At 74.0% G+C, this 24,957-nt stretch carries 23 protein-coding genes and 1 pseudogene; 12 read left to right on the forward strand and 12 right to left on the reverse strand.

What is annotated here, in order from left to right; genetic code table 11:
• The first annotated feature begins 121 nt into the window (after positions 1-121).
• A complete protein-coding gene (locus IF37_RS0106340; protein ID WP_030737457.1) occupies positions 122-1,420 on the forward strand; it encodes an aldolase/citrate lyase family protein in 1,299 nt (432 codons plus the stop codon).
• An 876-nt stretch (positions 1,421-2,296) separates the two neighbouring features.
• Here the strand turns inward: IF37_RS0106340 and IF37_RS0106345 are convergent.
• Positions 2,297-3,346, reverse strand: coding sequence for a LacI family DNA-binding transcriptional regulator (locus IF37_RS0106345; protein WP_030737461.1), 1,050 nt, complete (start codon positions 3,344-3,346; stop codon positions 2,297-2,299).
• A 246-nt stretch (positions 3,347-3,592) separates the two neighbouring features.
• On the opposite strand from IF37_RS0106345, the gene IF37_RS0106350 reads away from it, so the two are divergent.
• Entirely contained in the window at positions 3,593-4,546 is a 954-nt protein-coding gene (locus IF37_RS0106350; protein ID WP_030737463.1) for an ROK family protein, read from the forward strand.
• Between the two features lie 127 nt (positions 4,547-4,673).
• Here IF37_RS0106350 and IF37_RS0106355 read toward each other — a convergent pair whose 3' ends face one another.
• Positions 4,674-5,045, reverse strand: a complete 372-nt coding sequence (locus IF37_RS0106355) for a hypothetical protein (RefSeq protein ID WP_030737465.1) — start codon at positions 5,043-5,045, stop codon at positions 4,674-4,676.
• A 157-nt stretch (positions 5,046-5,202) separates the two neighbouring features.
• Here IF37_RS0106355 and IF37_RS0106360 point away from each other — a divergent pair, with 157 nt between their 5' ends.
• Together IF37_RS0106360 and IF37_RS0106365 are read left to right on the forward strand one after the other, a co-directional pair.
• Entirely contained in the window at positions 5,203-5,394 is a 192-nt protein-coding gene (locus IF37_RS0106360) for a hypothetical protein (RefSeq protein ID WP_030737467.1), read from the forward strand.
• Positions 5,395-5,546: 152 nt separating this feature from the next.
• Positions 5,547-6,590 (forward strand): NUDIX hydrolase, encoded by a 1,044-nt coding sequence (locus IF37_RS0106365; protein WP_030737470.1) that lies wholly within the window; start codon positions 5,547-5,549, stop codon positions 6,588-6,590.
• Between the two features lie 37 nt (positions 6,591-6,627).
• Here the strand turns inward: IF37_RS0106365 and IF37_RS39085 are convergent.
• Together IF37_RS39085 and IF37_RS0106375 are read right to left on the reverse strand one after the other, a co-directional pair.
• A pseudogene (locus IF37_RS39085) lies at positions 6,628-7,336 on the reverse strand (MBL fold metallo-hydrolase).
• Positions 7,337-7,398: 62 nt separating this feature from the next.
• Positions 7,399-8,751 (reverse strand): dipeptidase, encoded by a 1,353-nt coding sequence (locus IF37_RS0106375; protein ID WP_030737473.1) that lies wholly within the window; start codon positions 8,749-8,751, stop codon positions 7,399-7,401.
• Positions 8,752-8,882: 131 nt separating this feature from the next.
• Between IF37_RS0106375 and IF37_RS0106380 the strand changes: the two genes are divergently transcribed.
• On the forward strand, positions 8,883-10,127 hold the full coding sequence (locus IF37_RS0106380; RefSeq protein WP_030737476.1) for a geranylgeranyl reductase family protein: 1,245 nt from the start codon (positions 8,883-8,885) through the stop codon (positions 10,125-10,127).
• Here IF37_RS0106380 and IF37_RS0106385 read toward each other — a convergent pair.
• Positions 10,117-10,572: a nitroreductase family deazaflavin-dependent oxidoreductase gene (locus IF37_RS0106385; RefSeq protein ID WP_030737482.1), complete on the reverse strand. Its 456-nt coding sequence runs from the start codon at positions 10,570-10,572 to the stop codon at positions 10,117-10,119. The genes IF37_RS0106380 and IF37_RS0106385 overlap by 11 nt on opposite strands.
• Positions 10,573-10,776: 204 nt before the next feature.
• Here IF37_RS0106385 and IF37_RS0106390 point away from each other — a divergent pair, with 204 nt between their 5' ends.
• Positions 10,777-11,463, forward strand: a complete 687-nt coding sequence (locus tag IF37_RS0106390; RefSeq protein ID WP_030737484.1) for a TetR/AcrR family transcriptional regulator — start codon at positions 10,777-10,779, stop codon at positions 11,461-11,463.
• A 31-nt stretch (positions 11,464-11,494) separates the two neighbouring features.
• Here the strand turns inward: IF37_RS0106390 and IF37_RS0106395 are convergent, their stop codons facing one another.
• A complete protein-coding gene (locus tag IF37_RS0106395) occupies positions 11,495-12,985 on the reverse strand; it encodes an MFS transporter (protein WP_030737487.1) in 1,491 nt (496 codons plus the stop codon).
• Positions 12,986-13,070: 85 nt separating this feature from the next.
• On the opposite strand from IF37_RS0106395, the gene IF37_RS0106400 reads away from it, so the two are divergent.
• On the forward strand, positions 13,071-13,469 hold the full coding sequence (locus IF37_RS0106400; protein ID WP_030737491.1) for a MarR family winged helix-turn-helix transcriptional regulator: 399 nt from the start codon (positions 13,071-13,073) through the stop codon (positions 13,467-13,469).
• 7 nt (positions 13,470-13,476) lie between these two features.
• Here the strand turns inward: IF37_RS0106400 and IF37_RS0106405 are convergent, their stop codons facing one another.
• Both IF37_RS0106405 and IF37_RS0106410 read right to left on the reverse strand, forming a co-directional pair.
• Entirely contained in the window at positions 13,477-14,229 is a 753-nt protein-coding gene (locus IF37_RS0106405; RefSeq protein ID WP_030737493.1) for a maleylpyruvate isomerase family mycothiol-dependent enzyme, read from the reverse strand.
• A 292-nt stretch (positions 14,230-14,521) separates the two neighbouring features.
• Positions 14,522-15,694, reverse strand: coding sequence for an MFS transporter (locus tag IF37_RS0106410; protein WP_030737496.1), 1,173 nt, complete (start codon positions 15,692-15,694; stop codon positions 14,522-14,524).
• A 655-nt stretch (positions 15,695-16,349) separates the two neighbouring features.
• Here IF37_RS0106410 and IF37_RS39090 point away from each other — a divergent pair.
• Positions 16,350-16,745, forward strand: a complete 396-nt coding sequence (locus IF37_RS39090) for a luciferase family protein (protein WP_030737499.1) — start codon at positions 16,350-16,352, stop codon at positions 16,743-16,745.
• A gap of 198 nt (positions 16,746-16,943) precedes the next feature.
• Here IF37_RS39090 and IF37_RS0106420 read toward each other — a convergent pair whose 3' ends face one another.
• A complete protein-coding gene (locus IF37_RS0106420; RefSeq protein ID WP_030737507.1) occupies positions 16,944-17,723 on the reverse strand; it encodes a DeoR/GlpR family DNA-binding transcription regulator in 780 nt (259 codons plus the stop codon).
• 233 nt (positions 17,724-17,956) lie between these two features.
• Between IF37_RS0106420 and IF37_RS0106425 the strand changes: the two genes are divergently transcribed.
• Positions 17,957-18,838, forward strand: coding sequence for an SIS domain-containing protein (locus tag IF37_RS0106425; RefSeq protein WP_030737509.1), 882 nt, complete (start codon positions 17,957-17,959; stop codon positions 18,836-18,838).
• A gap of 35 nt (positions 18,839-18,873) precedes the next feature.
• Complete coding sequence (locus tag IF37_RS0106430; protein WP_030737512.1) at positions 18,874-19,734, forward strand: ketose-bisphosphate aldolase; 861 nt, start codon at positions 18,874-18,876, stop codon at positions 19,732-19,734.
• Between the two features lie 97 nt (positions 19,735-19,831).
• Here the strand turns inward: IF37_RS0106430 and IF37_RS0106435 are convergent, their stop codons facing one another.
• Positions 19,832-20,242 carry a VOC family protein gene (locus IF37_RS0106435; RefSeq protein ID WP_030737514.1) on the reverse strand — a complete coding sequence of 137 codons (411 nt, stop codon included), beginning with the start codon at positions 20,240-20,242 and terminating at the stop codon, positions 19,832-19,834.
• Positions 20,243-20,483: 241 nt separating this feature from the next.
• Positions 20,484-21,629: a methyltransferase gene (locus IF37_RS0106440; RefSeq protein ID WP_030737519.1), complete on the reverse strand. Its 1,146-nt coding sequence runs from the start codon at positions 21,627-21,629 to the stop codon at positions 20,484-20,486.
• A 67-nt stretch (positions 21,630-21,696) separates the two neighbouring features.
• Here IF37_RS0106440 and IF37_RS0106445 point away from each other — a divergent pair, with 67 nt between their 5' ends.
• Together IF37_RS0106445 and IF37_RS0106450 are read left to right on the forward strand one after the other, a co-directional pair.
• A complete protein-coding gene (locus tag IF37_RS0106445) occupies positions 21,697-22,347 on the forward strand; it encodes an alpha-ketoglutarate-dependent dioxygenase AlkB (protein WP_030737520.1) in 651 nt (216 codons plus the stop codon).
• A 48-nt stretch (positions 22,348-22,395) separates the two neighbouring features.
• On the forward strand, positions 22,396-23,640 hold the full coding sequence (locus IF37_RS0106450; protein ID WP_030737521.1) for an ROK family protein: 1,245 nt from the start codon (positions 22,396-22,398) through the stop codon (positions 23,638-23,640).
• A 125-nt stretch (positions 23,641-23,765) separates the two neighbouring features.
• On the opposite strand, the gene IF37_RS0106455 is transcribed toward IF37_RS0106450, so the two are convergent.
• Positions 23,766-24,812: a S66 peptidase family protein gene (locus IF37_RS0106455; protein ID WP_030737524.1), complete on the reverse strand. Its 1,047-nt coding sequence runs from the start codon at positions 24,810-24,812 to the stop codon at positions 23,766-23,768.
• Positions 24,813-24,957: the final 145 nt, after the last annotated feature.

The following is a 24,957-nucleotide window of genomic DNA, read 5'->3' on the forward strand; positions in this document are numbered from 1 at the left end:
GCGGAGGCCGGGGGCATGGAGCGCAGAGGACCGAGAGGGTGTTGACCAGCCGGAAGGTTGCCAGATAGCTTCGCCATGCGGATTGTTGATTCCGTAAAGCGGAAAGCTAGGAGGGTGTGGGATGGGTCAGCAGGAGAAGGTGGCGACGAGCCTCGCGGGCACCGTCAGCGAGGAGATCAGCGCCTCCCTCGCGCCGGTCGACGCGGAGCTGGAGCGCCGCTACCCCGGGGACCCGGGCACCCGGCAGCCCGTCCACACCGTGTACGTCCCCGGTGACGCCTTCGCCGCCGACACCGTCCGCTCCTGGGGCGACCAGGCCCTCGCCCTGCTCGACGAACACGCCCCGGACGCCGCCTCCTTCGCGGCCGTCCTCGGCCTCGCCGACGACCTCGCCGAGCCGGTGTACGCGCGCGTGCGGGCCAAGCTGGAGCGCGAGCCCATCGAGGACCTGCGCGTCGACTTCGAGGACGGCTACGGCCCCCGCCCCGACGCGGAGGAGGACGAGACGGCCGCACGCGCCGCCCGCCTCATCGCCCAGGCGTACCGCGACGGCACGGCGGCGCCCTACATGGGCATCCGCATGAAGTGCATGGAGGCCGCCGTACGCGACCGGGGCATCCGCACCCTCGACGTCTTCCTCACCGGTCTGGTCGAGGCCGGCGGCCTCCCCGACGGCCTGGTCCTCACCCTGCCCAAGGTGACCTACCCCGAGCAGGTGACGGCCTTCGCCCGGCTCCTGGAAGCCTTCGAGAAGGCACACGGCCTGGACGCCGGCCGGCTGGGCTTCGAGATCCAGATCGAGACCAGCCAGGCCATCCTCGCCACCGACGGCACCGCCACCGTCGCCCGCATGATCCAGGCCGCCGAGGGCCGCGCCACCGGACTGCACTACGGCACCTTCGACTACAGCGCCTGCCTCGGTGTCTCCGCCGCCTACCAGGCCAGCGACCACCCGGCCGCCGACCACGCCAAGGCGGTCATGCAGGTCGCGGCGGCCGGCACCGGCGTCCGGGTCTCGGACGGCTCCACGAACGTCCTCCCGGTCGGCCCGACGGCGAAGGTCCACGACGCCTGGCGCCTCCACTTCGGCCTCACCCGCCGCGCCCTCTCCCGCGCCTATTACCAGGGCTGGGACATGCACCCCGGTCACATCCCCACCCGCTACGCGGCTGTCTTCGCCTTCTACCGCGAGGGCTTCGAGCAGGCCGCGGCACGTCTCGCCCTCTACGCCAACCGGGCCGGCGGCGACGTCATGGACGAGCCCGCCACCGCCAAGGCGCTCAGCGGCTACCTGCTGCGCGGCCTGGACTGCGGCGCCCTGGACATCGCCGAGGTCGCCCGGCTCACCGGCCTGACCCGCGCCGACCTGGAGGGCTTCGCGGCCCCCCGGCGCGGCGGCCTGACGGCTTCCGCGCAGTAACCGCACCACCGTGCCGCCCCTCGGCGGGCATGCGGATCGAAGGCGGCCGACCGGGGCACCGGTACGGCGCCCCCCGACACATCGCAGCCGCCGGACCGATGCGGCACCGCGCCGAGCGGCACGCGGGACTGCCCGAACCGCCCGGCCCGAGCACGGAACCGCGTATCGTGCCTCGGATACCGGGCCGGGCCTGGTCACCGGCCCGCACCGGCTCCTGTCCTGCCACACCCGCCGGGGCGCAGCGTGGGAGCGCGTGGGGTTCCGGTTGCCGGGCCTCGTCATAGGGTTTGCGCGGGCCCTGATGGGCCGCAGGCGCGCGGCCCGTTACGCGCCCCCCGGCGTCGGACCGCCTCGAACTGCCTGCGCCGGGCCGGGCCGGGGCGGTGAGTGTCGGGCCTGTCATACGGCTCGCGCTGGCCCCTGTTACGCGGCATGCGTCGGGACGTAGGTGCGGGAGCGCGTGCCGGGCCTCGTTATCCGGCTTGCCCGGCCCGGTTGGGCCGCAGGCGCGCGGCCCGTTACTCCGCCAGGCGTCGTCGGACCGCCTCGAGCCGCCTGCGCCGGGTCGGGGTGTGGGTGTCGGGGCCCGTCACGCGGCACACGCCGGACCCTGTCATGCCGCACGCGTCGGGACGTAGGTGCGGGAGCGTGTGGGGCCCCGGATGGCGGGCCCCGCCGTACGGCACGCGCCGGGCCCTGTCACGCCGCACCCGGGAGCCGAGTGGCGGCGGGGCATCCGGTCGCTGCCCGGTCACGGCGGACCCGGGTACGCCCCGCCCGGGTGGGAGCCCCGTACCCGCGTGGGCGGCCGGCCTCCGGGGAGCGGGTCGCGACGGGCGGGGGCGGGGCGGACCGGGACGTGGGGCCGCGGTCCGCTCAGTCCGCCGGGGGCAGCTCGCCCGAGCCGCGGGTGATCAGGCGGGTCGGCAGTTCGATCCGCTCGGGGGCGACGAGGGTGCCGTCGAGCTGGCGGAAGAGGCGCTCGGCGGCGGTACGGCCGAGGGCCGCCGCGTCCTGGGCGACCACCGTGACGCCCGGCTGCAGCAGTTCGGCCAGCTCGATGTCGTCGAAACCGACGAGCGCGACCGGGCGGGACTGCTCGGCGAGGACCCGGATCACGGTGACCGTGACCCGGTTGTTTCCCGTGAAGATCGCGGTGACGGGGGAGGGGCCGGACAGCATCTCCTCCGCCGCCCGGCGCACTCGCTCGGGACTCGTCGCCCCGAGGGACATCCAGCGCTCGTCGACGGTTATGCCCGCGTCCTCCATCGCCGCCCGGTAGCCGCGCAGCCGCTCGGCCGCGGTGTGGATGCGGGGCATGTCGCCGACGAAACCGATCCGGCGGTGCCCGTGCGCGATGAGGTGGGCGACGCCGTCGCGGGCACCGCCGTAGTTGTCGGACAGCACCACGTCGGCGTCGATCCGGCCGGCCGGACGGTCCACGAACACCGTGGCCACGCCCGCCCTGATCTCCGGCTCCAGATAACGGTGGTCGTCCCCGGCCGGGATCACCACCAGCCCGTCCACCCGGCGCGCGCACAGCGCCAGCGCCAGCTCCTGCTCGCGCTCGGGGTCCTCGGCGCTGGAACCGTTGATCAGCAGGGCGCCGTGGGCACGGGCCACTTCCTCCACGGCGCGGCTGAGCGGGCCGTAGAACGGGTCCGCCAGGTCCTCAAGGACCAGACCGATGCTCGCCGTCCGGCCCTTGCGCAGCACCCGTGCGCTGTCGTTGCGCCGGAAGCCCAGCGCGTCGATCGCCTCCTGCACCCGGCGCTCGGTGTCCGGGGTGACCCCGGGCTCGCCGTTGACCACCCGGGAGACCGTCTTCAGCCCCACACCGGCGCGCGCCGCCACGTCCTTCATCGTCGGGCGGTTGCCGTACCGGCTGCCGGTGAGACGCTCTGCGCGGCGGGTGGTCTCGGGCACGTTGGGCTGTCCTGTCTCTCGTTCGACTGATCCGGCTCGTCCGGCTCGTCCGGCTCGTCCGGCTCGCCCACGGGGGCTGCGAGATCCGTGGGCTTGTATGAGGATGTGGCGTCGAGCATAGAGCCTGGACAACGTTGTCAGATGCGAGAGAGACTGTCCACCGCTGTCTCCGGCCCGCGTCCCCACCGCCTGTCCGGTCCGGCTTCGTATGGTTCTCAAGCTTTCCGACGGGGAGATCTGACTCTGATGCACACCGACCTAGTGGCGGCTCTGGACATCGGCGGCACCAAGATCGCCGGCGCGCTGGTGGACGGCGACGGGCGGATACTGGCCCGCACCCAGCGGGCCACCCCCGCCCGGCAGGACGGCGAAACGGTCATGCGGGCCGTGACGGAGGTGCTCGGCGATCTCGCCGGGTCGCCGTTGTGGGGACGTGCCGGCGCGCTCGGCATCGGCAGCGCCGGCCCGGTGGACGCCTCGGCGGGCACCGTGAGCCCGGTGAACGTGCCGGGCTGGCGTGACTTCCCGCTGGTCGACCGGGTGCGCGAGGTCACCGGGGGCCTGCCGGTCGAGCTGATCGGCGATGGCGTCGCGATCACCGCGGCCGAGCACTGGCAGGGCGCCGCCCGTGGCCATGACAACGCCCTGTGCATGGTGGTCTCCACGGGCGTCGGCGGCGGCCTGGTGCTCGACGGGCGGCTGCACCCCGGCCCGACGGGCAACGCCGGCCACATCGGCCACATCAGCGTCGACCTCGACGGCGATCCCTGTCCGTGCGGTTCGCGCGGCTGTGTGGAGCGCATCGCCAGCGGCCCCAACATCGCCCGCCGGGCGCTGGAACAGGGGTGGCGCCCCGGCCCCGACGGTGACACCTCGGCCGCCGCGGTGGCCGCCGCCGCGCGAGCGGGCGACCCGGTCGCCGTGGCCTCCTTCGAGCGGGCAGCACAGGCGCTGGCCGCCGGCATCGCCGCCACCGCGACCCTGGTCGAGATCGACATCGCGGTGGTCGGCGGTGGGGTCGGCAAGGCGGGCGAGGTGCTGTTCACCCCGCTGCGCAAGGCCCTCACCGGCTACGCGACCCTGTCCTTCGTGCGGCGGCTCACCGTCGTACCCGCGCAGACGGGCACCGACGCGGGGCTGGTCGGCGCCGCCGCGGCGGCACTGATCCGCAGGCCGGACGCGACCGTGGCGAGCCTGTAGGCCCCGGCACCGGCACCGGCGACGCGCCGGCCCGCACGGTGACCGCTCCGGCGGCTCCGCGCTCCCGCTCGCGCGAGGCGGACGACAGTGTGCGCGCGTGGTCGGCGGCACGGGGGCGGGGGGCGGTTCAGGGGCGCTCCGGGGCCGGGCGGAACTCGTGCACGACCTCGATCGGGCCGGCGATATGGGCGTTGAACTCCGCCAGTTCCTCCGCCGGAACCCACAATTCCAGGATCGTCGCGCCGCCGGCCTGCCGGACCGGGTAGCGGACGAGGAAGTCCGTGTCGACCTCGAAGCGGGTCACGAAACCGGCGCCGTCGTACCGGACGTTCCAGTCCCGGGCGATACGGATCGCGTAGTCCTCGTTCAGCACCGGATAGAAGATCGGCTGTTCCGGCAGCCGGGGCGGCCATGCGCGCCAGCCCGACTCCCGGACCAGGTCCAGCTCCACGGGGCCCGTCGGGCGCCAGAGCGTGGTGGTGGGGCGGGGACTGGTCACGGCGGTTCCTTCCCCGGGCGGTTCCGGCCGAACCGGGCTCAGCGGGCTCACCGGACAGTAGCGGTCCGTCGACCGCCTGGGCCACGCGGTTTCGGTCCGGGGGGCGAAACCGCCGTGATCCGCGTGACTCCGGGCCGTCCGCGCAGTTGATCAGCGCATGAAGAAGCGCAGCATGCTCGCCATCGCCACCCTCGCCGCCGGTTTCGTCGTGGCCGCCGTCACCCCGTCCCACGCGGCGGATCATGCTCCCGTCGACGACGCCGCCGTCTCCGGCACCGTCGACACGGTCGGTCACCTGGTCGACGACGGCACCCTGGCCATCGACGAGAACCCGCTCGGACAGCAGTAGGCCGCGCCGTCGCACGGCCTTGGTGCCGGTGTCCCCGCCACCGGGGGCACCGGCTCCCCCGTGCGCGCGAACAGGCGCCCTCAACGGGAGGGGGTTTCCGTGGCAGGGTGGAGCGGGCAAGCCTCAGGGGGCCAACAGAAGAGGGGGAGTCCGTGACCGTCGTCTGGATCAACGGCGCGTTCGGTGCGGGGAAGACCACCACGGCACGTGAACTGATCGAACTGATCCCGAACAGCGCGCTCTTCGACCCGGAGGTCATCGGCGGGGCGCTCACGTATCTGCTGCCGCCCAAGCGCCTCGCCGAGGTCGGCGACTTCCAGGACCTGCCGATCTGGCGCCGGCTCGTGGTCGACACCGCCGCCGCGATGCTCGCCGAACTGGGCGGCACCCTGGTCGTTCCCATGACCCTGCTCCGCCAGGAGTACCGCGACGAGATCTTCGGCGGCCTGGCCGCCCGCCGGATTCCCGTGCACCATCTGCTGCTCGCCCCGGCCGAAACGATCCTGCGTGAGCGAATAGCCGGGCGGGAGGTGCCGCCCGAGCTTCCCGACGGCGAGATACGGACGCGGCAGTGGTCGTACGACCACATCGAGCCCTACCGCACCGCCCTCGCCGCCTGGCTCACCGCCGACGCCCACCCGCTCGACACCAGCGCCCTCACCCCGTACGAGGCCGCCGTCCGGATCGCCGAGGCCGTCGGCGGCGGCGCCGTACCCGCCTGTGACATCGTGCAGACCCCCGAGCCGACCGGCGAGACGCTGGCCGCCGGGGTGCTGCTCTTCGACGATCACGACCGGGTGCTGCTCGTCGACCCCACCTACAAACCCGGCTGGGAGTTCCCCGGCGGCGTGGTGGAGCGCGGCGAGGCACCGGCCCGCGCCGGGATGCGCGAGGTCGCCGAGGAGACCGGGATACAGCTGCGGGAGGTGCCGCGGCTGCTCGTCGTGGACTGGGAGCGGCCCGCCCCGCCCGGCCACGGCGGGCTGCGGCTGCTCTTCGACGGCGGCCGGCTGGAGCCCGGTGAGGCGTCCCGCGTGCTGCTGCCCGGCCCCGAGCTGCGCGCCTGGCGGTTCGCCACGGAGCAGGAGGCCGCCGCGATGCTGCCCCCGGTCCGTTACGAGCGGCTGCGCTGGGCGCTGCGCGCGCGGGAGCGGGGCCGCGCCCTCTATCTGGAGGCCGGGGTGCCGGTCGGCTGAACCGGCCGTCGTCCGGGCCGGGCCACGCCCGATGCCCTCAGCGGGACGACTCCGGGACGAGCGCGCGGAGCGCGGCGGTGGCGCCGGACAGGACCGGGGCGCCGTGACCGAAGCAGGCCACCTCCGCTCCCAGGTCCGCCAACCGTCCCACGGAGGCGAGGAGTCGGTCCCGGTCCAGGTTGAACACCCGTCACCGGCGTGCCGTCGGCGGGTGCCGCGGCCACCGTGTCGCCGGTGAACAGCACGCCCCGCGCGGGCAGGTACAGCGCGATGCTGCCGTCGGTGTGCCCGGGGACGTGGACCACGTGCGCGCCGCCGCCGAAGCCGAGGACGTCGCCGTCCGTGACCTCGGTGACCGAGGACGGCGGCACCGGAGTGCCCGGGGGCAGGTGGCGGGCCGCCGCCGCGTGCAGGGGCCGCTCCCAGTCCTCGAACTTCGGTGGCGGGCCCGGGAGTTCCCCCCGTACGAACGGGGCGTCCAGGTGGTGCGCCAGCACCTCGGCCCCGCTCAGCGCGGCGAACTCGCCCGCCCCGCCCGCGTGGTCCTCGTGGAAGTGGGTCAGGACGACGCGTCGTACCTCCCGTGGCGCGTGTCCCAGCGCGGTGACCGCGTCGGCGATCGGCCGGCCGGAGCCGATCGTGCCCGCGTCGATCAGGGTCAGCTCCTCGCCGTCGCGCCAGAGGTACGCCTGGCCGACCGGGAAGCGCAGCAGGTGCAGTCGGGGCAGCAGTTCGATGACGTCCATGCGCCGACCGTAGGGCGGGCCCCCGCCCGCGGGCGAGGGCCCTCGGCCGTGGGCAGAAGGGATCAGCCCGCGTAGTTGCGCAGGAACAGCGCCTCGGCGACCGACAGCCGCTCCAGTTCCCCGGGGGAGACGCTCTCGTTGACCGCGTGGATCTGCGCCTCCGGCTCGCTCAGCCCGATGAGCAGGATCTCCGCCCGCGGGTAAAGACCGGCGAGCGTGTTGCACAGCGGGATGGAGCCGCCCTGGCCCGCGTACTGCATGGTCTCGCCCGGGTAGGCCACCGCCATCGCGTCGGCCATCGCCTGGTAGGCGGGGCTGGTGGTGTCGGCGCGGAACGCCTGGCCCTGGCCGATCTGTTCGGTGCTGACCCGGGCACCCCACGGGGTGTGCGCCTCGACGTGCGCCCGGAGCAGCTTGGCGGCCTCCGCCGCGTCCGTGCCCGGCGGCACCCGCAGGCTGATCAGGGCGCGGGCGCTGGACTGCACCGACGGGGTGGCGCCGACGACCGGCGGGCAGTCGATGCCGAGGACGGTGACCGCCGGGCGGGCCCAGATGCGGTCGGCGACCGAGCCGTCACCGATCAGCCCGACGCCGTCCAGCACCTTGGCGTCCGCGCGGAACTGCTCCTCGGTGTACTCCAGGCCGTCCCACTTCGCCGTGGCCTCCAGCCCGTCGACCGTGGTCGAGCCGTCCTCGCCGCGCAGCGAGTCCAGGACCCGGATCAGCGCGGCCAGGGCGTCCGGGGCGGCACCGCCGAACTGGCCCGAGTGCAGGTTGCCGGCCAGGGTGTCGACCTGCACCCGCACCAGGGTCATACCGCGCAGCGTGGTGGTGACCGTCGGCAGGCCGACCCGGAAGTTGCCCGCGTCGCCGATGACGATGGTGTCGGCCGCCAGCAGTTCGGGGTGCTGCTCGGCGTACCGCTCCAGGCCGCCCGTGCCCTGCTCCTCGGAGCCCTCGACGATCACCTTGACGTGCACCGGGACCCCGCCGTTCGCCTTGAGGGCGCGCAGGGCGAGCAGGTGCATGATGAAGCCGCCCTTGCAGTCGGCGGTCCCGCGGCCGTACCAGCGGCCGTCGCGCTCGGTCAGCTCGAACGGCGGGGTGGTCCAGCCGGCCTCGTCCAGCGGGGGCTGCACGTCGTAGTGGGCGTAGAGAAGAACCGTTTTCGCACCGTCCGGGCCCGGCAGGTGGCCGTACACGGACTGCGTGCCGTCCGGGGTGTCCAGCAGGGCGACGTCCGTGAAGCCCTCGGCCCGCAGCGCGTCGGCGACCCAGTTCGCGGCGGCCTCGCTCTCGCTCTTCGGGAACTGCGTGAAGTCCGCCACCGACTTGAAGGCGACCAGTTCGGTCAGCTCCGCCTTGGCCCGCGGCAGCAGCGAGGCGACGGTCTCGGCGACCGGATTCGACGGCATGGGCACGCTCCTCGTAGGTGCGACGTTGTACGGGGTGAGTACAGCGATCCTCCCACAGCGGTCTCGGCGGACGACCGCCGTAGGATGCGACAGGACACTTGGCAGCGGCTTGATCGGAGCGGTAGACCATCGTGAGCGGCGAGAATTCTTCGGCGGACGACGTGCAGCGGGTGTGGGACGTCGTCGTGGTGGGCGCGGGCCCCGCGGGCGCCTCGGCCGCCTACGCGGCAGCGGTCGCGGGACGGCGCGTCCTGCTGCTGGAGAAAGCCGAGTTGCCCCGCTACAAGACGTGCGGCGGCGGCATCATCGGACCCTCGCGCGACGCGCTGCCACCCGGCTTCGAACTGCCCTTCCGGGACCGGGTGCACGCGGTCACCTTCTCCAACAACGGCCGCTTCACCCGCACCCGCCGCTCCAAGCAGATGCTGTTCGGGCTGATCAACCGCCCCGAGTTCGACCAGCAGCTGGTCGAGCACGCCCAGAAGGCGGGCGCCGAGCTGCGGACGGGCGCCACGGTGCAGCGGGTCGAGCAGCACGGCTCGGCGGTGCCGGACCGGCGCACGGTCGCCGTCGTCCTCCAGGGCGGGGAGACGGTGCTGGCCCGCGCGGTGGTCGGCGCCGACGGCAGCGCCAGCCGGATAGGGGCCCACGTCGGGGTGAAGCTGGACCAGGTCGACCTCGGCCTGGAGGCGGAGATCCCGGTGCCCGAGACGGTCGCCGAGGACTGGCAGGGGCGGGTCCTGATCGACTGGGGTCCCATGCCGGGCAGTTACGGCTGGGTGTTCCCGAAGGGCGACACGCTGACGGTCGGCGTGATCTCCCGGCGCGGCGAAGGCGCCGCCACCAAGCGGTACCTGGAGGACTTCATCGCCCGCCTGGGCCTCGCCGGCTTCGAGCCCGCCATCTCCTCCGGGCACCTGACCCGCTGCCGGGCCGACGACTCGCCGCTCTCCCGCGGCCGGGTGCTGGTCTGCGGGGACGCGGCCGGACTGCTGGAGCCCTGGACCCGGGAGGGCATCTCCTTCGCGCTGCGCTCGGGCCGGCTGGCGGGGGAGTGGGCGGTCCGCATCGCGGAGGCGCACGACGCCGTGGACACCCGGCGCCAGGCCCTGAACTACGCGTTCGCGGTCAAGGCGGGGCTCGGCGTCGAGATGAGCGTCGGCAAGCGGATGCTGGCGGCGTTCGAGAGGCGTCCCGGCCTCTTCCACGCGGCCCTCACCGGCTTCCGTCCGGCCTGGCGGGCGTTCCGGGACATCACGCAGGGGTCGACCTCGCTCGGCGAACTCGTCCGCTCCCACCCGCTCGCCCAGCGCGCGCTGGGGGCGATGGACCGGGGGCCGGCCGCGCCGGTGGAGGAGGAACCCGTCAGTTCGTGACGGTGATGCGGAAGACCGGGTGGTCCGGGGCGCAGGCGGTGATCTCCGCGTCGGAGGACCGGGCGGTGACCCCGTCGAAGTACTGGTCGACCTGCCAGCCCCACCTCTCCAGGTAGGTCCGCAGGACCGGGAGCTTCTCGGCGTCGGGAAGCTCCACCGCGGTGAAGGTGCGCACCGAGCGCCCGACCCGCAGCTCGCCGCCCCCGGCGGCGCGCATGTTGCGCACCCACTGCGAGTGGCCCCGCGCGGAGACCAGGTACCGCCCGCCGTCGTGGGAGTGCGGGTTGACCGGGATGCGCTGCATCCGCCCGCTCTTGCGGCCGGGTACGGACAGCTCGGCGGAGCCCGCCAGGCTGAGGCCGTGCCGGGCGAGCCAGCCGATCACGCCGTTCAGGCGGACGTTGAGCGGGCTGCCCTTGAGGTAGTACGGCGAAGACGACGACATGGTGACCCCCACGGAATTCGGGAGAGCGGTGCTCTCGATCGACTTCAGTGTGGGGCAGACGGGTGTGCCATTGCAAGAGCAGTGCTCTCTTTTCTGTCCGCCGCTCTCTTCCCGGCCCGCTGTTCTCCTATGTAAGCGGCGCTCTGGTCCGTGATCGCTGCTCCGGTCCGTGACCGCCGCTCTCCCGCGTGGCACACTGCTGGCATGAGCACCGCACAGGGCGCCCGCGCACGGGCCAGACGGGAAGTGACCGCGGCCATCAAGGAGGCGGCGCGCAGACAGCTGGCGGCGGAGGGCGCGGCCAAGCTCTCCCTGCGTGCGGTCGCCCGCGAGCTGGGCATGGTCTCCTCGGCCCTGTACCGCTACTTCCCCAGCCGGGACGACCTGCTGACCGCTCTGATCATCGACGCCTACGACTCCGTGGGCGAGGCGGCGGAGCGGGCCCGGGACGCCGCGGCCGACGCCCCGCCACCGGCCCGGTGGACCGCCGTGTGCGAGGCGGTGCGCGACTGGGCGCTCGCCCATCCGCACGAGTACGCGCTGATCTACGGCTCGCCCGTACCCGGCTACTCCGCCCCCGACACCACCGTCCGGGCCGCCGCCCGTGTCGGCATGGCCCTCATCGGCATCGTCCGGGACGCCCACCAGGGACCGGGCCTGACCGCCCCGCCACTCGCCGCCGACCTGCGCCCCGAGGCCGCCCGCCTGGCCGGCGACCTCGCCCCCGACCTGCCGCCCGAGGCCGCGGTGGCGCTGGTGGCGGCCTGGGCCCAGCTGTTCGGGCTGGTCGGATTCGAGGTGTTCGGCCAGTTCAACCGTGTGGTGGAGAACCGGGAGGCGTTCTTCCGGCACGCGGCGGCCCGGCTCGCGGAGGGAGTGGGCCTGCGGTAGCCGCCGGAAGGCATGGGACCGGGGCATCCGGCTAGTCGCGGACCGGTACCGGTTCCGCGTCCGCCTCCCTCGCGGTGGACCTGGCGACCACGACGGACCGCGCCGCACGGTTCCGGCGTACTCCGGTGAGCGACAGCAGCAGCCCCACGACGGCGATGAGCGTGACCACGACCAGGCCGGGCCGGTAGCTGTCCAGCACTCCCTGCGGGGTGGCCCGCTCGGGAGCGTGCGCGGTGATCACGGCGGTGACGACCGCGAGGAAGATCGCGCCGCCCACCTGGACCGAGGTGTTGAGCAGGCCGGAGACCATGCCCTGCTCGTGCTCGTCCACGCCGGCCGTGGCCTGGACGTTGAGGGACGGGAAGGTCAGGGCGAAGCCCGCGCCGACCAGCAGCATGGTCGGCAGGATCACGGCCGTGTAGTCCGGGTTCAGGTCGATGCGCAGGAACAGGGCGTAGCCCGCGACCATCAGCAGGAAGCCGAGCACGATCAGCCGTGCCGTGCCGAACCGGTCGATGACGGCGCCCACCTTGGTCGCCGAGAGCGCCACCAGCGCGCCCGCCGGCAGGAACGCCAGCGCGGTGTGCATGGCCGACCAGCCCAGGACCTGCTGCATGTACAGCGTCACCAGGAACTGGAAGCCCATGTAGCTGCCGACGAACGTCAGCGCGCCGAGCTGGGCCCGGACCTGGGAGCCGGAGCGCAGCACCCCGAGCCGGATCAGCGGGCTGGGGCTGCGCCGCTCGACGAGGACGAAGACGGCCAGCATGACGGCCACGGCGGCGAAGGACAGGACCGTGCGGGCCGAGGCCCAGCCCGCCTCCGGCGCCTGGACGACGGTGAGCACCAGCAGCAGCATCGAGGCGGTGCCGAGGAAGGCGCCGGGTATGTCGTACCCGCCGCGACCGCGCTCGCGTTCGCCGCGCGGCAGCAGCCGCATCCCGACGAGCAGGGCGAGCAGGGCGACCGGCGCGGGCAGCAGCATGGTGAGGCGCCAGCTGGCCTCGGTGAGCAGTCCGGAGAAGACGAGGCCCATGGAGTAGCCGGTGGCGCCGCAGGTGGTGTAGATCGACAGGGCCCGGTTGCGCAGCGGGCCCTCCGGGAACGTCGTGGTGATGATCGACAGGCCGGCCGGCGCCGTGAAGGCCGCGCTGAGACCCTTGACGAAACGGCTGGCGATCAGCAGCGGACCCGAGTCCACGAGCCCGCCGAGCAGCGAGGCCAGCGCGAAGACGCCGAGCGCCACCAGGAACACCTGGCGGCGGCCGAGCAGGTCGGCGGTGCGGCCGCCGAGGAGGAGCAGGCCGCCGTAGCCCAGGATGTAGCCGCTGACGACCCATTGCAGGGCCGACGTGGACAGGCCGAGGTCGGAACCGATGGACGGCAGCGCGACGCCGACCATCGACACGTCCAGCGCGTCCAGGAACATGGCGGCGCACAGCACCAGCAGGGTGCCCCACAGTCGGGGAGTCCAACGGACCGCCGGGGACGGGGCCGTGGGGATGGTGAGCGGAGAGGTCATGCCGGAGACGCTACATGCACATGCATCGAATGCAAGCGCATTTAATTACGGTGCAACAAAAGCGTTTCTCTGTTACGGTGCGCCCATGGCGGCGAACCGGCCCGAACAAGGACTCGTGCGGCAGTGGCGGGAGATCCTGGCGCTGCACGCCCGCACCCAGTGCGAGCTGGACCGGGTGCTGCACGGGCACGGTCTGTGCGCGAGCGACTTCGAGGTGCTCGACCTGCTCGCCGAGGGCACGGCCGCGGACGACGGCTGCGCCTACCGGGTGCAGGAGATCTCCGACCGGGTCCACCTCAGCCAGAGCGCGCTGTCCCGGCTCATCGGCCGGCTGGAGAAGGACGGTCTCGTCGAACGGGGCATGTGCCAGGAGGACCGGCGCGGGGTGCGCGTGGCGCTCACCGCGAAGGGGCGCGCGCTGCACGGCGAGGTGCGGCCCGTGCAGCGCGCGGTGCTGGCCAGGATGCTGGCCGAGACCGGCTGACCGGACCTCAGATCCCGGACCGCTCCTGCCACAGGGCCGCGAGCGACGGGTCGCCGGTCACCCGGGGCACGGCTGTCCGGTTCCACAGCGCCAGGTACAACTGATCGGCGGGCCCGGCCAGTTCGGTCTCCGCGTCACCCTCCTCCATCGGTACCGCCACCACCGGCTCCGCCGAGAGCCGTACGGTCCATACGGCGTCCGTTCCCGGCTCCGCGCCCCCGTCCACCGCACGCACCCGCAGCACCCGAGGCTCCTCGCTGCGCAGCCGGCTGCGCCGACGGGCGTGGAAGCCGCGCAGCAGCTCGTCGATGCCGTCCACCGCGAAGTCCCGGGCGATCGGGGAGGGCGTACCGCCGCGTGCCGCCTCGGCGTCGTAACGGTGCACGGCCGTCTCGTGCGCCTGCCGCCGTGTCCAGAACGCCAGCGGGGACGGGTTGGGCGCGGGGTGGAAGGTCCAGCACTCCAGATCGGCCGGGGCGGCGGACAGGGTGTCCATCAACAGACGGTGGCCGTCCCGGTACCAGGCCACCAGTTCGTCGCCGTCCAGCTCCGGCGGGTCGCCGAAGGGCCGGGGCCCGCTCTCCCCGTCGGCGACGAGGGCGGCGGCCCAGCGGTGCACCCCGCCGATGTGCCGCACCAGGTCGCGCACCCGCCAATCCGGGCACGCCGGCACCTCGGCGCCGGGTCCCGCGGCGGCGGCCGCCGCCGCCAGCAACCGGCCCTCCCGGTCGAGGGCTTCCAGATAGTCGGTGATCTCCATGACCGGAGTGTGCCTGTCATCCCAGACGGCGGGCCGAGACATGACCGACCACCCCCGTGCATGTGTTCCGTGTCGTTCCCGGCGCCGCGGCCGGTCGCGGGCCGGGCGTCATTCGCGTGGTCATGAGGCGACGATGCTCAACGGGGAACCCGCTCATCCGGGTCACGACGGCAAAGCACTCGAAGGGGTGACGAGGGGTGACGGCCGCCGCTCAGCCCCGCGACAGGACGGGGGCCGTGACCCGTTGGGGCCCGTGCCAGGCGGTGACCGCCGGGAGGCGGCCGGCGCCCGGTCACCCGCCCGGCAGGCGGCGGGTCGACACCCCGAGCACGGCGGCGACGGCGGCCAGCGCGGCCACGCTCGTGAGCGCGGCCGGCAGGGAGGACCAGTCGGCCATGAACCCGATCGCGGGCGGTCCGAGGAGCATGCCGCCGTAGCCGAGGGTGGAGGCGACGGCGACACCCGACGGTCCGGCCAGCGCACCCGCACGCTCCACGGCGACCGGGAACAGATTGGCGAGCCCCAGCCCGGTGACCGCGAAACCGGTCAACGCCGCCCACACGGACGGCGCGAGCGCGCCGAGCAGCATCCCGGCCGCCGCGACGCCGCCGCCGGCGATCACGGTCCGGGCCCGGCCCAGCCGGGCCAGCAGCGCCGTCCCCGTCAGCCGGCCGACGGTCATGGCGAGCGCGAAACACGCGTACCCGGCGGCCGCGGTGCCGGCGGACGCCGCGAGGTCCTGCTGGAGGTGGAGCGCGCCCCAGTCGGCCATCGCGCCCTCGCCGTAGGCCGTGCACAGGGCGACGAGCCCGAAGAGCACGACCACCCCGCGCCCGCCCCGCCGGTCCGCCGTCCCGCCGTCCGCCCGCTCGGCCGGTGCCCGGGTGCGTTCCGGCGGTGCCGGTGGCTCGTACCGCAGCAGGGTACGTCCGGCGACCGCCGTCACGAGCAGCCCGATGACGGTGAGACCGAGGAGATGGCGGGTGGGGGAGAGGGCGCCGGCGACCAGCCCGCCGAGGCCCGCTCCGGCCATCCCGCCCAGGCTGAAGGCGGCGTGGAAGCTGGGCATGACCGGCTTGCGCAGGGCGGCCACCAGGTCGACGGCCGCGCTGTTGAACGCCACGTTGACACCGCCGTAGGCCGCGCCGAACAGCAGCAGGACGGCCCCCAGTGCCGGCGCCGAGTGCGTCAGCGGGGGCAGTGCCACGCTGAGCGCGAGCACCACCATGCAGACCACGGTCACCGGATGGCTGCCGTAGCGACGGCACAGCCGGCCGGTCATCGTCATGGTGAGCACGGCACCCGCGGAGACCCCGAGCAGGGCGAGCCCGAGCGCGCCGGTGGACGCGTGTGTCTGGTGCTTGATGTCGGGGATGCGGACGACCCACCCCGCGAAGATGAAGCCGTCCAGCGCGAAGAAGGCGGTGATCGCCGCCCGTAGTGCCGTGAGCCTTCGGCCCGGCACGACACTGTGCACACGGGTTTTGTTTATTATCGGCACAAAATGCAGCGTACGGGCGGGGCGGGGGGCGGGCAAGCGATGTGCGCCGCCCGGTGCCGACGCCGGTGCGGCCGTCACCGGCGGTCCGTGGCGGTGACCGGGCGGCTAGGGGGTTTCGTTTGGATCAGCCCGGGTCCGCGACGCCCGGCACGGCACTCCCCCAGCCTCCGGCCGGGGGGACCCCCATGCCGCGTTGTCGGACCACCCGAGTACGCCCAGTACGCGGGTGATCCTCCGCCTTGCGATGCACCGCACCGGACGCCGCGGCCTGATCCGACCTGACCCAAACGAAACCCCCTGGTGGCCGCGGTGACGAACCGGCATCCGACGCTTCCCCCGTTCGAGGACGGCCTTTCGCGGGCTGCCCGGCGGCTCCGGCGGCCCGAAACGGACCCGAGGTGGGCCGGCGGCGGACCGCCGTGCCGGCGTGACCGCCCCGCCGCGCCCGCCACCTGCGGTTTCCCTCCGCGCCGCGACGCGGGCACGGCAACGACGGTCACCGGCCGGCTCGTTCGGGAGCTGAACGGGTGTGCGGGCTCCGCAACGGGCCGCGGATACGGGTCGGTTAATGCTCGCTCTCGAGCTGGTTGCGGGCGGGTGAGCGCGCCATGATGGCCCCATGACGTTGGCCTCGCGCGCGCTCGCGCAACTGGCGACCTGGCGGGATCTGAGACAGACCGTCCCGAGCTGTGGTCTGGGCCGGGCGGTGAGTTCGGCCCAGGGCGAGGTCGTGCACTTCCACTCCGAGCGCGATGTCGATCTGCGGCTCACCGACCGGGCCGTCCGGCGGTTCACCAAGGACCTCAAGGGCTCGGGGGCGATCAGGATCGTGCCCGGCTCGCCGTGGGTGACCCTGCGCCTGGACGCCGCGAGCGACGTCGACCTGCTGCTGACCCTGGTGAGCGTCGCGCTCCAGGCCCCGCAGATGTGGCCCGACCCGGCGGACCGGCCGACGACGAGCTGCAACGACCAGCGGGGCGCGGGCTTCGTGAAGGCCGACCTCGGCCGTATCTGAGGCGCGCCGTATCCGAGGCGTGCTGTACGCGAGGCGCGCCGGATCGCAGGCGGTCGGGATCCCGGTCGGTCGGATCGACGTCGGTCGTGTCAACGTCGGTCGTGTCAACGTCGGTCGGATCGACGTCGGCCGGACCTCGGTCGGTCCGGCCGCGCGGCCCCGGTCGTCCGGCCGTGCCGGTGCCGGGTCCGCCGTGTCTCACACCGCCAGCACCCGCACGCCCGCCTCCTCGAACCGCCGTACCGTCTCCTGTCCCACCGCGGTGTCCGTCACCAGGGTGTCCACCAGCTCCGCCCCGCAGATCCGGGCGAACGCCCGGCGGCCCAGCTTGCTGGAGTCGGCGGCGACCACCACCCGCTCGGCACGCTCGCACAGCAGTCGGTTGACGGCGGCCTCCGCCTCGTCGTGCGCCGCCGCCCCGTGCGCGACGTCGAACCCGACGACACCGAGTACGGCCACGTCGAGCGTGATCTGCCCCAGCACCCCGTCCGCGAGCGGGCCGATGAGTTCGTACGACTGCGCACGCGCCACCCCGCCCGTCACCACGATCTTGAACTGGGGGCGCACGGCCAGCTCGTTGGCGATGTTGAGCGCGTTGGTGACGACGGTCAGCGCCGGTGTTCCCGTGGTGAGGTCACCGCGCACGGCCAGCGCGCGGGCCACCTCCGTGGTGGTCGTACCGCCGGTCAGCCCCACCGCCTCGCCCGGGGCGACGAGTTCGGCCACCGCCTGGGCGATGCGCTGCTTCTCCGGGGCGCGCCGGGCCGTCTTGTAGCGCAGCGGGAGTTCGTACGACACCCCGTGCACCACCGCCCCGCCCCGGGTGCGGACCAGCATCTGCTGTTCGGCGAGCTGGTCGAGGTCCCGGCGGATCGTCGCCGCCGAAACCGCCAGTTCGGCCGCCGCCTCCTCGACCTCCAGCCGGCCGCGCTCCACGAGCAGTTCCAGCAGCGCCTTCCAGCGGGCGTCCCGGGACATCCGCGGCCTCCGTTCCCCTTCTTCCGGGAGATGCCCCGGTCGCTCACCGGGCGATGTCCCGGTCGCTCACCGGTCGATCGCCCGGTCGCGTCCTCGTGATCTTCCGGCCGTTCTTCGATCGCTTTCGGTCTCCCGGCGACCCTAGCGCACCCGGCCTTGCCGCCGAATGCTTGATTGTGCTCGAAAGGTCGCTATACCTTGCAGGAACAATCAGCAGGGGGAGGGTGTGGGCCATGACCCATGTCGAGATCGAGCTGAACAGCCAGCCGGAGTGCTGGACCCGCGCGACCGAACAGTCGGGGCGGCACCGGGACGCGCTGCCCGGGCCGGGGGAGCGGGTCGCCGTCGTCGGGTGCGGGACCTCCTACTTCATGGCGCAGGCGGTGGCCGCCCTGCGCGAGGGCGCCGGACAGGGCGAGACCGACGCGTTCGCCGCCTCCGAGTTCCCGCACGGACGGTCCTACGACCGGGTCGTGGCCCTCACCCGCTCCGGCACCACCACCGAAGTGCTGGAGCTGCTGGGCGCGTTGCGCGGACGGACGCGCACCACCGCCGTCACCGCCGATCCCGGCACCCCGGTCGTGGCAGCCGCGGACGACCTCGCCGTGCTGGACTATGCCGACGAACGCTCCGTCGTCCAGACCCGGTTCGCGACCACCGCGCTCACCCTCCTGCGCGCCCACCTCGGCCTGCACACCGACGCCGTCGTCACCGACGCGCGCACCGCCCTCGCCACCCCCCTGCCCGAAGGACTCGTGGGCTGCGCCCAGTTCACCTTCCTGGGGCGCGGCTGGACCGTCGGGCTCGCCAACGAGGCCGGGCTGAAGATGCGCGAGGCCTCCCTGTCCTGGACCGAGGCCTATCCGGCGATGGAGTACCGGCACGGTCCGATCAGCGTGACCACCGAGGGCACCGCCACCTGGATGCTCGGCGCGGCCCCCGACGGACTCGCCCGGCAGGTCCTTGCCACCGGCGCGCTGTGGATCGAGGGCGAGCTGGACCCGCTCGCCGAACTCGTCCGCGTCCAGCGGCTCGCGGTCGCCGTCGCCGCCGCCCGGCAGCTCGACCCGGACCGGCCGCGGCACCTCTCCCGCTCGGTGATCCTCGCCCCCTGAACCCGCACGGCCCCCGCCCCGGAAGGACACCTCACGTGCCCCTCGCGCCCACCGGCGAGCTGGTCACCCGGGCCGCCGCGGCCCGGACCGCCGTCGCCGCGTTCAACGTCATCACCCTGGAACACATCGAGGCCGTCGTCGCCGGCGCCGAGTCGGCCGGCTCGCCCGTGGTTCTCCAAGTCAGCGAGAACGCCGTCAAGTTCCGCTACGGGCGGCTGCTGCCACTGGCCCGAGCCGCCGTCGCCGCCGCCGAACGAGCCGCCGTACCGGTCGCGTTGCACCTTGACCACGTGCAGAGCGACGACCTGCTGCGCCAGGCTCCCGACGCCGGGTTCAGCTCGGTGATGTACGACGCGGCCCGCCTGCCGTACACCGACAACCTCGCCGCGACCCGGGCCGCCGCCGACTGGGCGCACGCCCGAGGGCTGTGGATCGAGGCGGAGTTGGGGGAGATCGGGGGCAAGGACGGCCGGCCTCCGCTGGACGCGCACGCGCCCGGCGCCCGCACCGACCCGAGCCGCGCGCGGGACTTCGTCACCGGGACCGGCGTCGACGCCCTGGCCGTCGCCATCGGCAGCGCGCACGCCATGACCACCCGCACCGCCGTGCTCGACCACGCCCTGCTCACCCGGCTGTCCGCGGCGCTGGCCGTGCCGCTCGTGCTGCACGGCTCCTCCGGTGTGCCGGACGGGTCACTCGTCGCGGCCGTCGGTGGCGGGATCACCAAGGTCAACGTCGGTACCGCCCTCAACCTCGCCATGACCGGGGCGGTCCGCGCGTTCCTCGCCGCCCACCCGGAGGCGGTCGACTCCCGCAAGTACCTCGGCGTCGGCCGGGAGGCGATGGCCCGCGAGGTGGGCCGGATCATCGGCGTCCTCTCCAGCGGCACCCCTTGACCTCAAGCGGCCACGGCCCGCCCCACCGCGCTCGGCCGACCCGTCCTTCGCTCGTCGCGCACGCGCGAGGGACGGCGCGCCCGGCAAGCACCCGCCGCTACGCGTTCGACCAGCCCCGCTCGCAGAGCACGAGTCGGTAGCCGTCCGGATCCTCGATCGTGACGCCCCACCGGTTCCAGTACGGGTTCGGCGACGGCACCCGCTTGCCGCCGTGCTCCTCCAGACGGGTGACCAGGTCGTCGGGCACCAGGCCGTCGACGTAGATCACCAGCAGGTCCTCCTCGGTGGGCCGGGGCTCTACGGGCCGGGCGGGCTCGTGGACCAGCTCCAGATGCCAATCGGCGTCCGGCCAGCCCACCATCAGCAAGTCGTGCCCACCGAGTTCCGGCCCGCTCTCGGCCCGCCACACCACACCGAGTCCCAGCCCCCGCACCCAGAACCGCTCGGCCACCGCCAGGTCCCGGGAGGGCCGGGCGACGCGGATGTGACTACGACCGTTGACGGGCATCGTGACCTCTTCCTGAGCTGCCAATCCCTGATGGCAGCCTAGGTATCGGGCTCTCGTCGAGGCCATCGGCCGATGGCCCTGGACCACAGGTCCTAGTCCTGTGACCGCAACCCTGCCGGGCGTCACGCGCCGGTGAACCCTTCCGGTCGCAGCACTGGCGGCCGTAGCAGGCGACCGGTTACCCGGGACGGGCGCCAATTGGCTGCACCGGGCCCGGACCCGGACCCCGGAACCGAACCCGTCATCGGTCCTTGGCGGCCCTCTTCACGGCCTTCAGCACGACGAACTTCGGGTCGCTGGCGACGAGCGTGCTGTTGCCGAACAACCGCTTCAGCTTGACGTGGTAGCCGAGGTGCCGGTTGCCGATCACCCACAGCTCACCGCCCGGCCGCAGCACCCGCTCGGCGCCCGCGAACATGCGCCGGGCCGTCGCGTCCGTGGTCGCCTGGTGGGAGTGGAACGGCGGGTTGTTCAGCACCAGGTCCACACTGTTCGAGGCGACCCCGGCCAGCCCGTCCCCGACGCGGAACTCGGCGTGCCCCGGCACCCCGTTCGCCTTGTACGTCGCCTCCGCCGAGGCCACCGCCTGGTACGACTCGTCCACGAACAGCACCTCGGCCGTCGGGTCGGCGAGCGCCACCGCCGTACCGACCACGCCGTTGCCGCAGCCCAGGTCCACCACGCGCGCGGCACCCGGACCGGGCAGGTGCCTGAGGAGGAAACGGGTGCCGATGTCCAGCCTGTCGGCGCAGAAGACGCCCGCGTGGTTGACCACCGTGCGCCCCGACACCGAGCCGACGTCCTCCGGCAGGGCGTAGCCGTACGGCCATGGGTTCGCGGGCCGCTCCAGCGCCGGGTCCGGGGAGCAGAAGATCAGCCGGGCCTTCTGCCGCGCCAGCGAGGTCCGGGTCGGCCCGAGGATCCGCTCGAACAGCCGGAGCGTCGAGGTGTGGATCTCCTTCACCATCCCGGTGCCGACCACGACCGTGTCCGCGTGCACCGCGGGCGCCAGCCGCAGCAGCTGGTCCTCCAGCAGCGCCAGGCTCTTGGGCACCCGCACCAGCAGCACGTCCACCCGCTCCGGCGGCGGGTCCTGCGTGGTGAGCAGCCGTACCGCACCCGGCTCCACGCCGGCCCGGGCCAGATTCGCCCGGGTCGCCTCCTGGCTGAGGAACGAGTCGGTGATCTGCGTCGGCCGGTGCTCCGCCAGCGCCGTGACCAGCGCGCCCCAGCGGTCCCCGATCACCACGACCGTGCCCGTGAGCGGCACCTTCTCCTCGGCGAGGTGGTGCAGCAGGTACGCGTCTGAGGCGTCCCAGGCACGCAGGCGGTCGTGGGGATCCTCGGGGAAGCGGGTCAGCTCGACCTCGCCCCACGGTGTCGTCATACGGTCGCTCATCGTGTGTCCAGGCTAGCGGAACCGCAGATCAGGGGCGGTGGGGCAGGATGGGGGCATGGAGGAGGAGCTGTTCCCCCGGGAGCGCGCGGAGGTCGCGCCGGGCGCCGTGCACGTCCCGGACTGGCTGGACACCGGGCGGCAGCACGCCCTGCTGGCCGCCTGCCGGGAGTGGGCGCGGCCCCCCGCCGGGCTGCGCACGGTCCGCACACCGGGCGGCGGCACCATGACCGCCCGCCAGGTCTGCCTGGGCTGGCACTGGTACCCGTACGCCTACGCCCGCACCGTCGTCGACGGCGACGGCAGCCCCGTGAAGCCCTTCCCGGCCTGGCTGGACGAGCTGGGCCGGCGCGCGGTGGCCGACGCGCTCGGCACGCACGCCGTACCGGCCGCGCCGTACGACATCGCACTGATCAACTTCTACGACGGCGACGCCCGCATGGGCATGCACCGCGACGGCGACGAGCGGGCGGACGCGCCGGTGGTCTCGCTGAGCCTCGGCGACACCTGCGTGTTCCGCTTCGGCAACACCGAGACGCGCGCCAGGCCGTACACCGACGTGGAACTGCGCAGCGGCGACCTGTTCGTCTTCGGCGGCCCCTCCCGGCTCGCCCACCACGGCGTGCCGCGCGTGCGCCCGGGCACGGCGCCGGCCGGACTGGACCTCGCCGGACGGCTGAACATCACGCTGCGGGTGAGCGGCCTGTAGCCGATGGCACGGGCCATCCCGGGTGCGGACCATGGGAGACTCGCCCTCATGAGCGGCAAGGCGGATCCCCGGACAGCGGGGGAGAGGACCACCTCAAGGGCGCGGCTGGACCGGGGCCGGGCGGCGCTCGGACCCGCACTGGAGCTGGTGCACACCGGCCGGGCACCGACCCGGGCCGTGCTCACCGCCGAACTCGGCGTCACCCGGGCGACGGCCGGCGCGGTCGCCGCCGAGCTGGAGGCGCTCGGCCTGATCCGGGTGGACGCCCGGCCCGGTTCCGCGGCCGGCTCCCAGGGGCGCCCCTCGCACCGGCTGGAGGTCGCCGAGGACGGGCCGGTGGTCCTGGCCGCGCAGATCCACGCCGACGGCTTCCGCGTCGCTCTGGTCGGACTCGGCGGACGGATCGTGGCGACCGCGCCCGGCTGCGAGGCCGTCGACGCCGACCCGGTGAAGGTGCTCGGGACCGTCGTGGAGGCGGGCGCGGAGCTGCTGCGCACGACCGGCCGGCGCTGTGTCGGCGCCGGACTCGCCGTGCCGTCCGCCGTCGCCGAACCCGAGGGCCTGGCCCTCAACCCGCTGCACCTGGCCTGGCCCGTCGGCGCGCCCGTCCGGCAGGTCTTCGCGGAGTGCGTACGCGCCGCCGGCGTCGACGGGCCCGCGTTCACGGGCAACGACGTCAACCTGGTCGCGCTCGCCGAGCACCGGCACGGCGCCGGCCGGGGCGCGCGCGACCTGCTGTGCGTGGCCACCGGGCACCGGGGGGTCGGCGGCGCGCTGGTCCTCGACGGCCGCCTGCACACCGGCAGTTCCGGCCTGGCGCTGGAGGTCGGCCACCTCACCGTCAACCCGGAGGGCCGGCCCTGCCACTGCGGCAGCCGCGGCTGCCTGGACGTGGAGGCCGACCCGCTGGCCCTGCTCACGGAGGCCGGCCGCGACCCCGGCCCCGAGGTGTCGCTGCTCCAGCAGGCCAACGACCTGCTGCGCACCCAGTACGACGACCCGGCCGTGCGCAGGGCGGCCGAGGTCCTCGTCGACCGCCTCGGCCTGGGCCTGGCCGGCCTGGTCAACATCCTGAACCCGGACCGCATCATCCTCGGCGGCCTGCACCGCACCCTGCTGGACGCGGACCCCGGCCGGCTGCGCGCGGTGGTCGCCGGCCGCAGCCTGTGGGGGCGGAGCGGCGGCGTCCCGATCCTGCCGTGCACCCTGGACCACAACAGCCTGGTCGGCGCGGCGGAACTGGCCTGGCAGCCGGTGCTGGACGACCCGCTGACGGCGCTGGGCGGGGCCTAGGGGATTTCGTTTGGATCAGGTCGGATCAGGCCGCGGGCACCATCGGCGCCGGGGTTCCGCCGCTCCCCGGGGACGCGGTTCCTCGGCGGTGCGGTCCGGAAGGCCCGCGGCAGCGCCCGGCGCCGTCAGTAGGTCACGGTGATCCGCCGGGCCGGGCCGTCCACCCGGACCCGTCCGCCGTACGGGATCACCAGTTGGGGATCGGTGTGCCCGAAGTCCACGTCGAAGACCGCCATGGTGTGCGGGGCGTAGACGGCCAGCGTCCGGAGCACCGCCTCACGCTGCTCGGTGACGTACCGCCGCTTGGCGTCGTCGTCGTTCGGCTGCTCGAAGGACCACGCCTTGGCGCGGGCCATCAGCAGGGCCGGGAAGCGTTCCAGCAGGCCCCGTTCCCCCATGTTGCGCAGGATGCGGAAGACCGTCTCCCCGCTCGGCAGCTCCTCCGACGTCTCCAGGAACAGCACCCGGCCCTCGTAGGCCGCGGGGTCGCGTTCGACCTCGCGGTCGGCCATCAGCAGCCACGACAGGATCTCCAGGTTCCCGCCCCAGGCGAGGCCCTCGACGAGCCGGCCGGGCTGGTGCCAGAGCCAGCCGCCGGCCGGCTGCGAGGCGGGTTCGGCGTCGAAGGTGGCCGGGTCGGCCCAGTCGCGGTCGACGTCGCCGTAGCGCTCGGCGGGACGCAGTTCGTACGGGCCCGAGCCGAACAGGGCCGCGCGCAGCGACTCGGCCGTCAGCGGGTGCAGCGCGTACGGGCGGCCGAGCTGGGTCATCAGACAGGCGCCGTGGTAGCCGACGATGCCCAGGTTGTGCAGCAGGAGCAGCAGATTGGTGTTGTCGCTGGAACCGAAGAACGGCTTGGGGTTGGCGCGGAGCAGCTCACGGTCCAGGTGGGGCAGCACGGTGATCTGGTCGTCCCCGCCGATCGTGGCCATCACCGCCTTGATCGTCGGGTCGGCGAACGCGGCGTGAAGGTCGGCGGCGCGCTCCTCGGGGGTGGCGCCCATGGTGCGCGTGGCGGGGTACTCCACCGGCTCCAGGCCGAAGTCCTCGCGCAGCCGCCGGAGCCCCAGCTCGTGCGGACGCGGCAGGATTCCCGCCAGACCGGACGCGGGCGAGAGGATCGCGATGCGGTCACCGGGCACGGGCTTGGGCGGATACGCGGGTATGGACATGCCGAGCAGACTAGGGGGCCGACCGGTGCCCGATCACCCGCATTTCCCGGGCGGACGCGCCCACGGCCCCGGTCCGGGGCACGCCCCCGGTCGCGCCCACGGCCCCGGTCCGGGGCACGCCCCCGGTCGCGGGCACGGCCCCGGT

Origin of the sequence: Streptomyces sp. NRRL S-31 (assembly GCF_000718775.1) — a bacterium.
Lineage (GTDB): Bacteria > Actinomycetota > Actinomycetes > Streptomycetales > Streptomycetaceae > Streptomyces.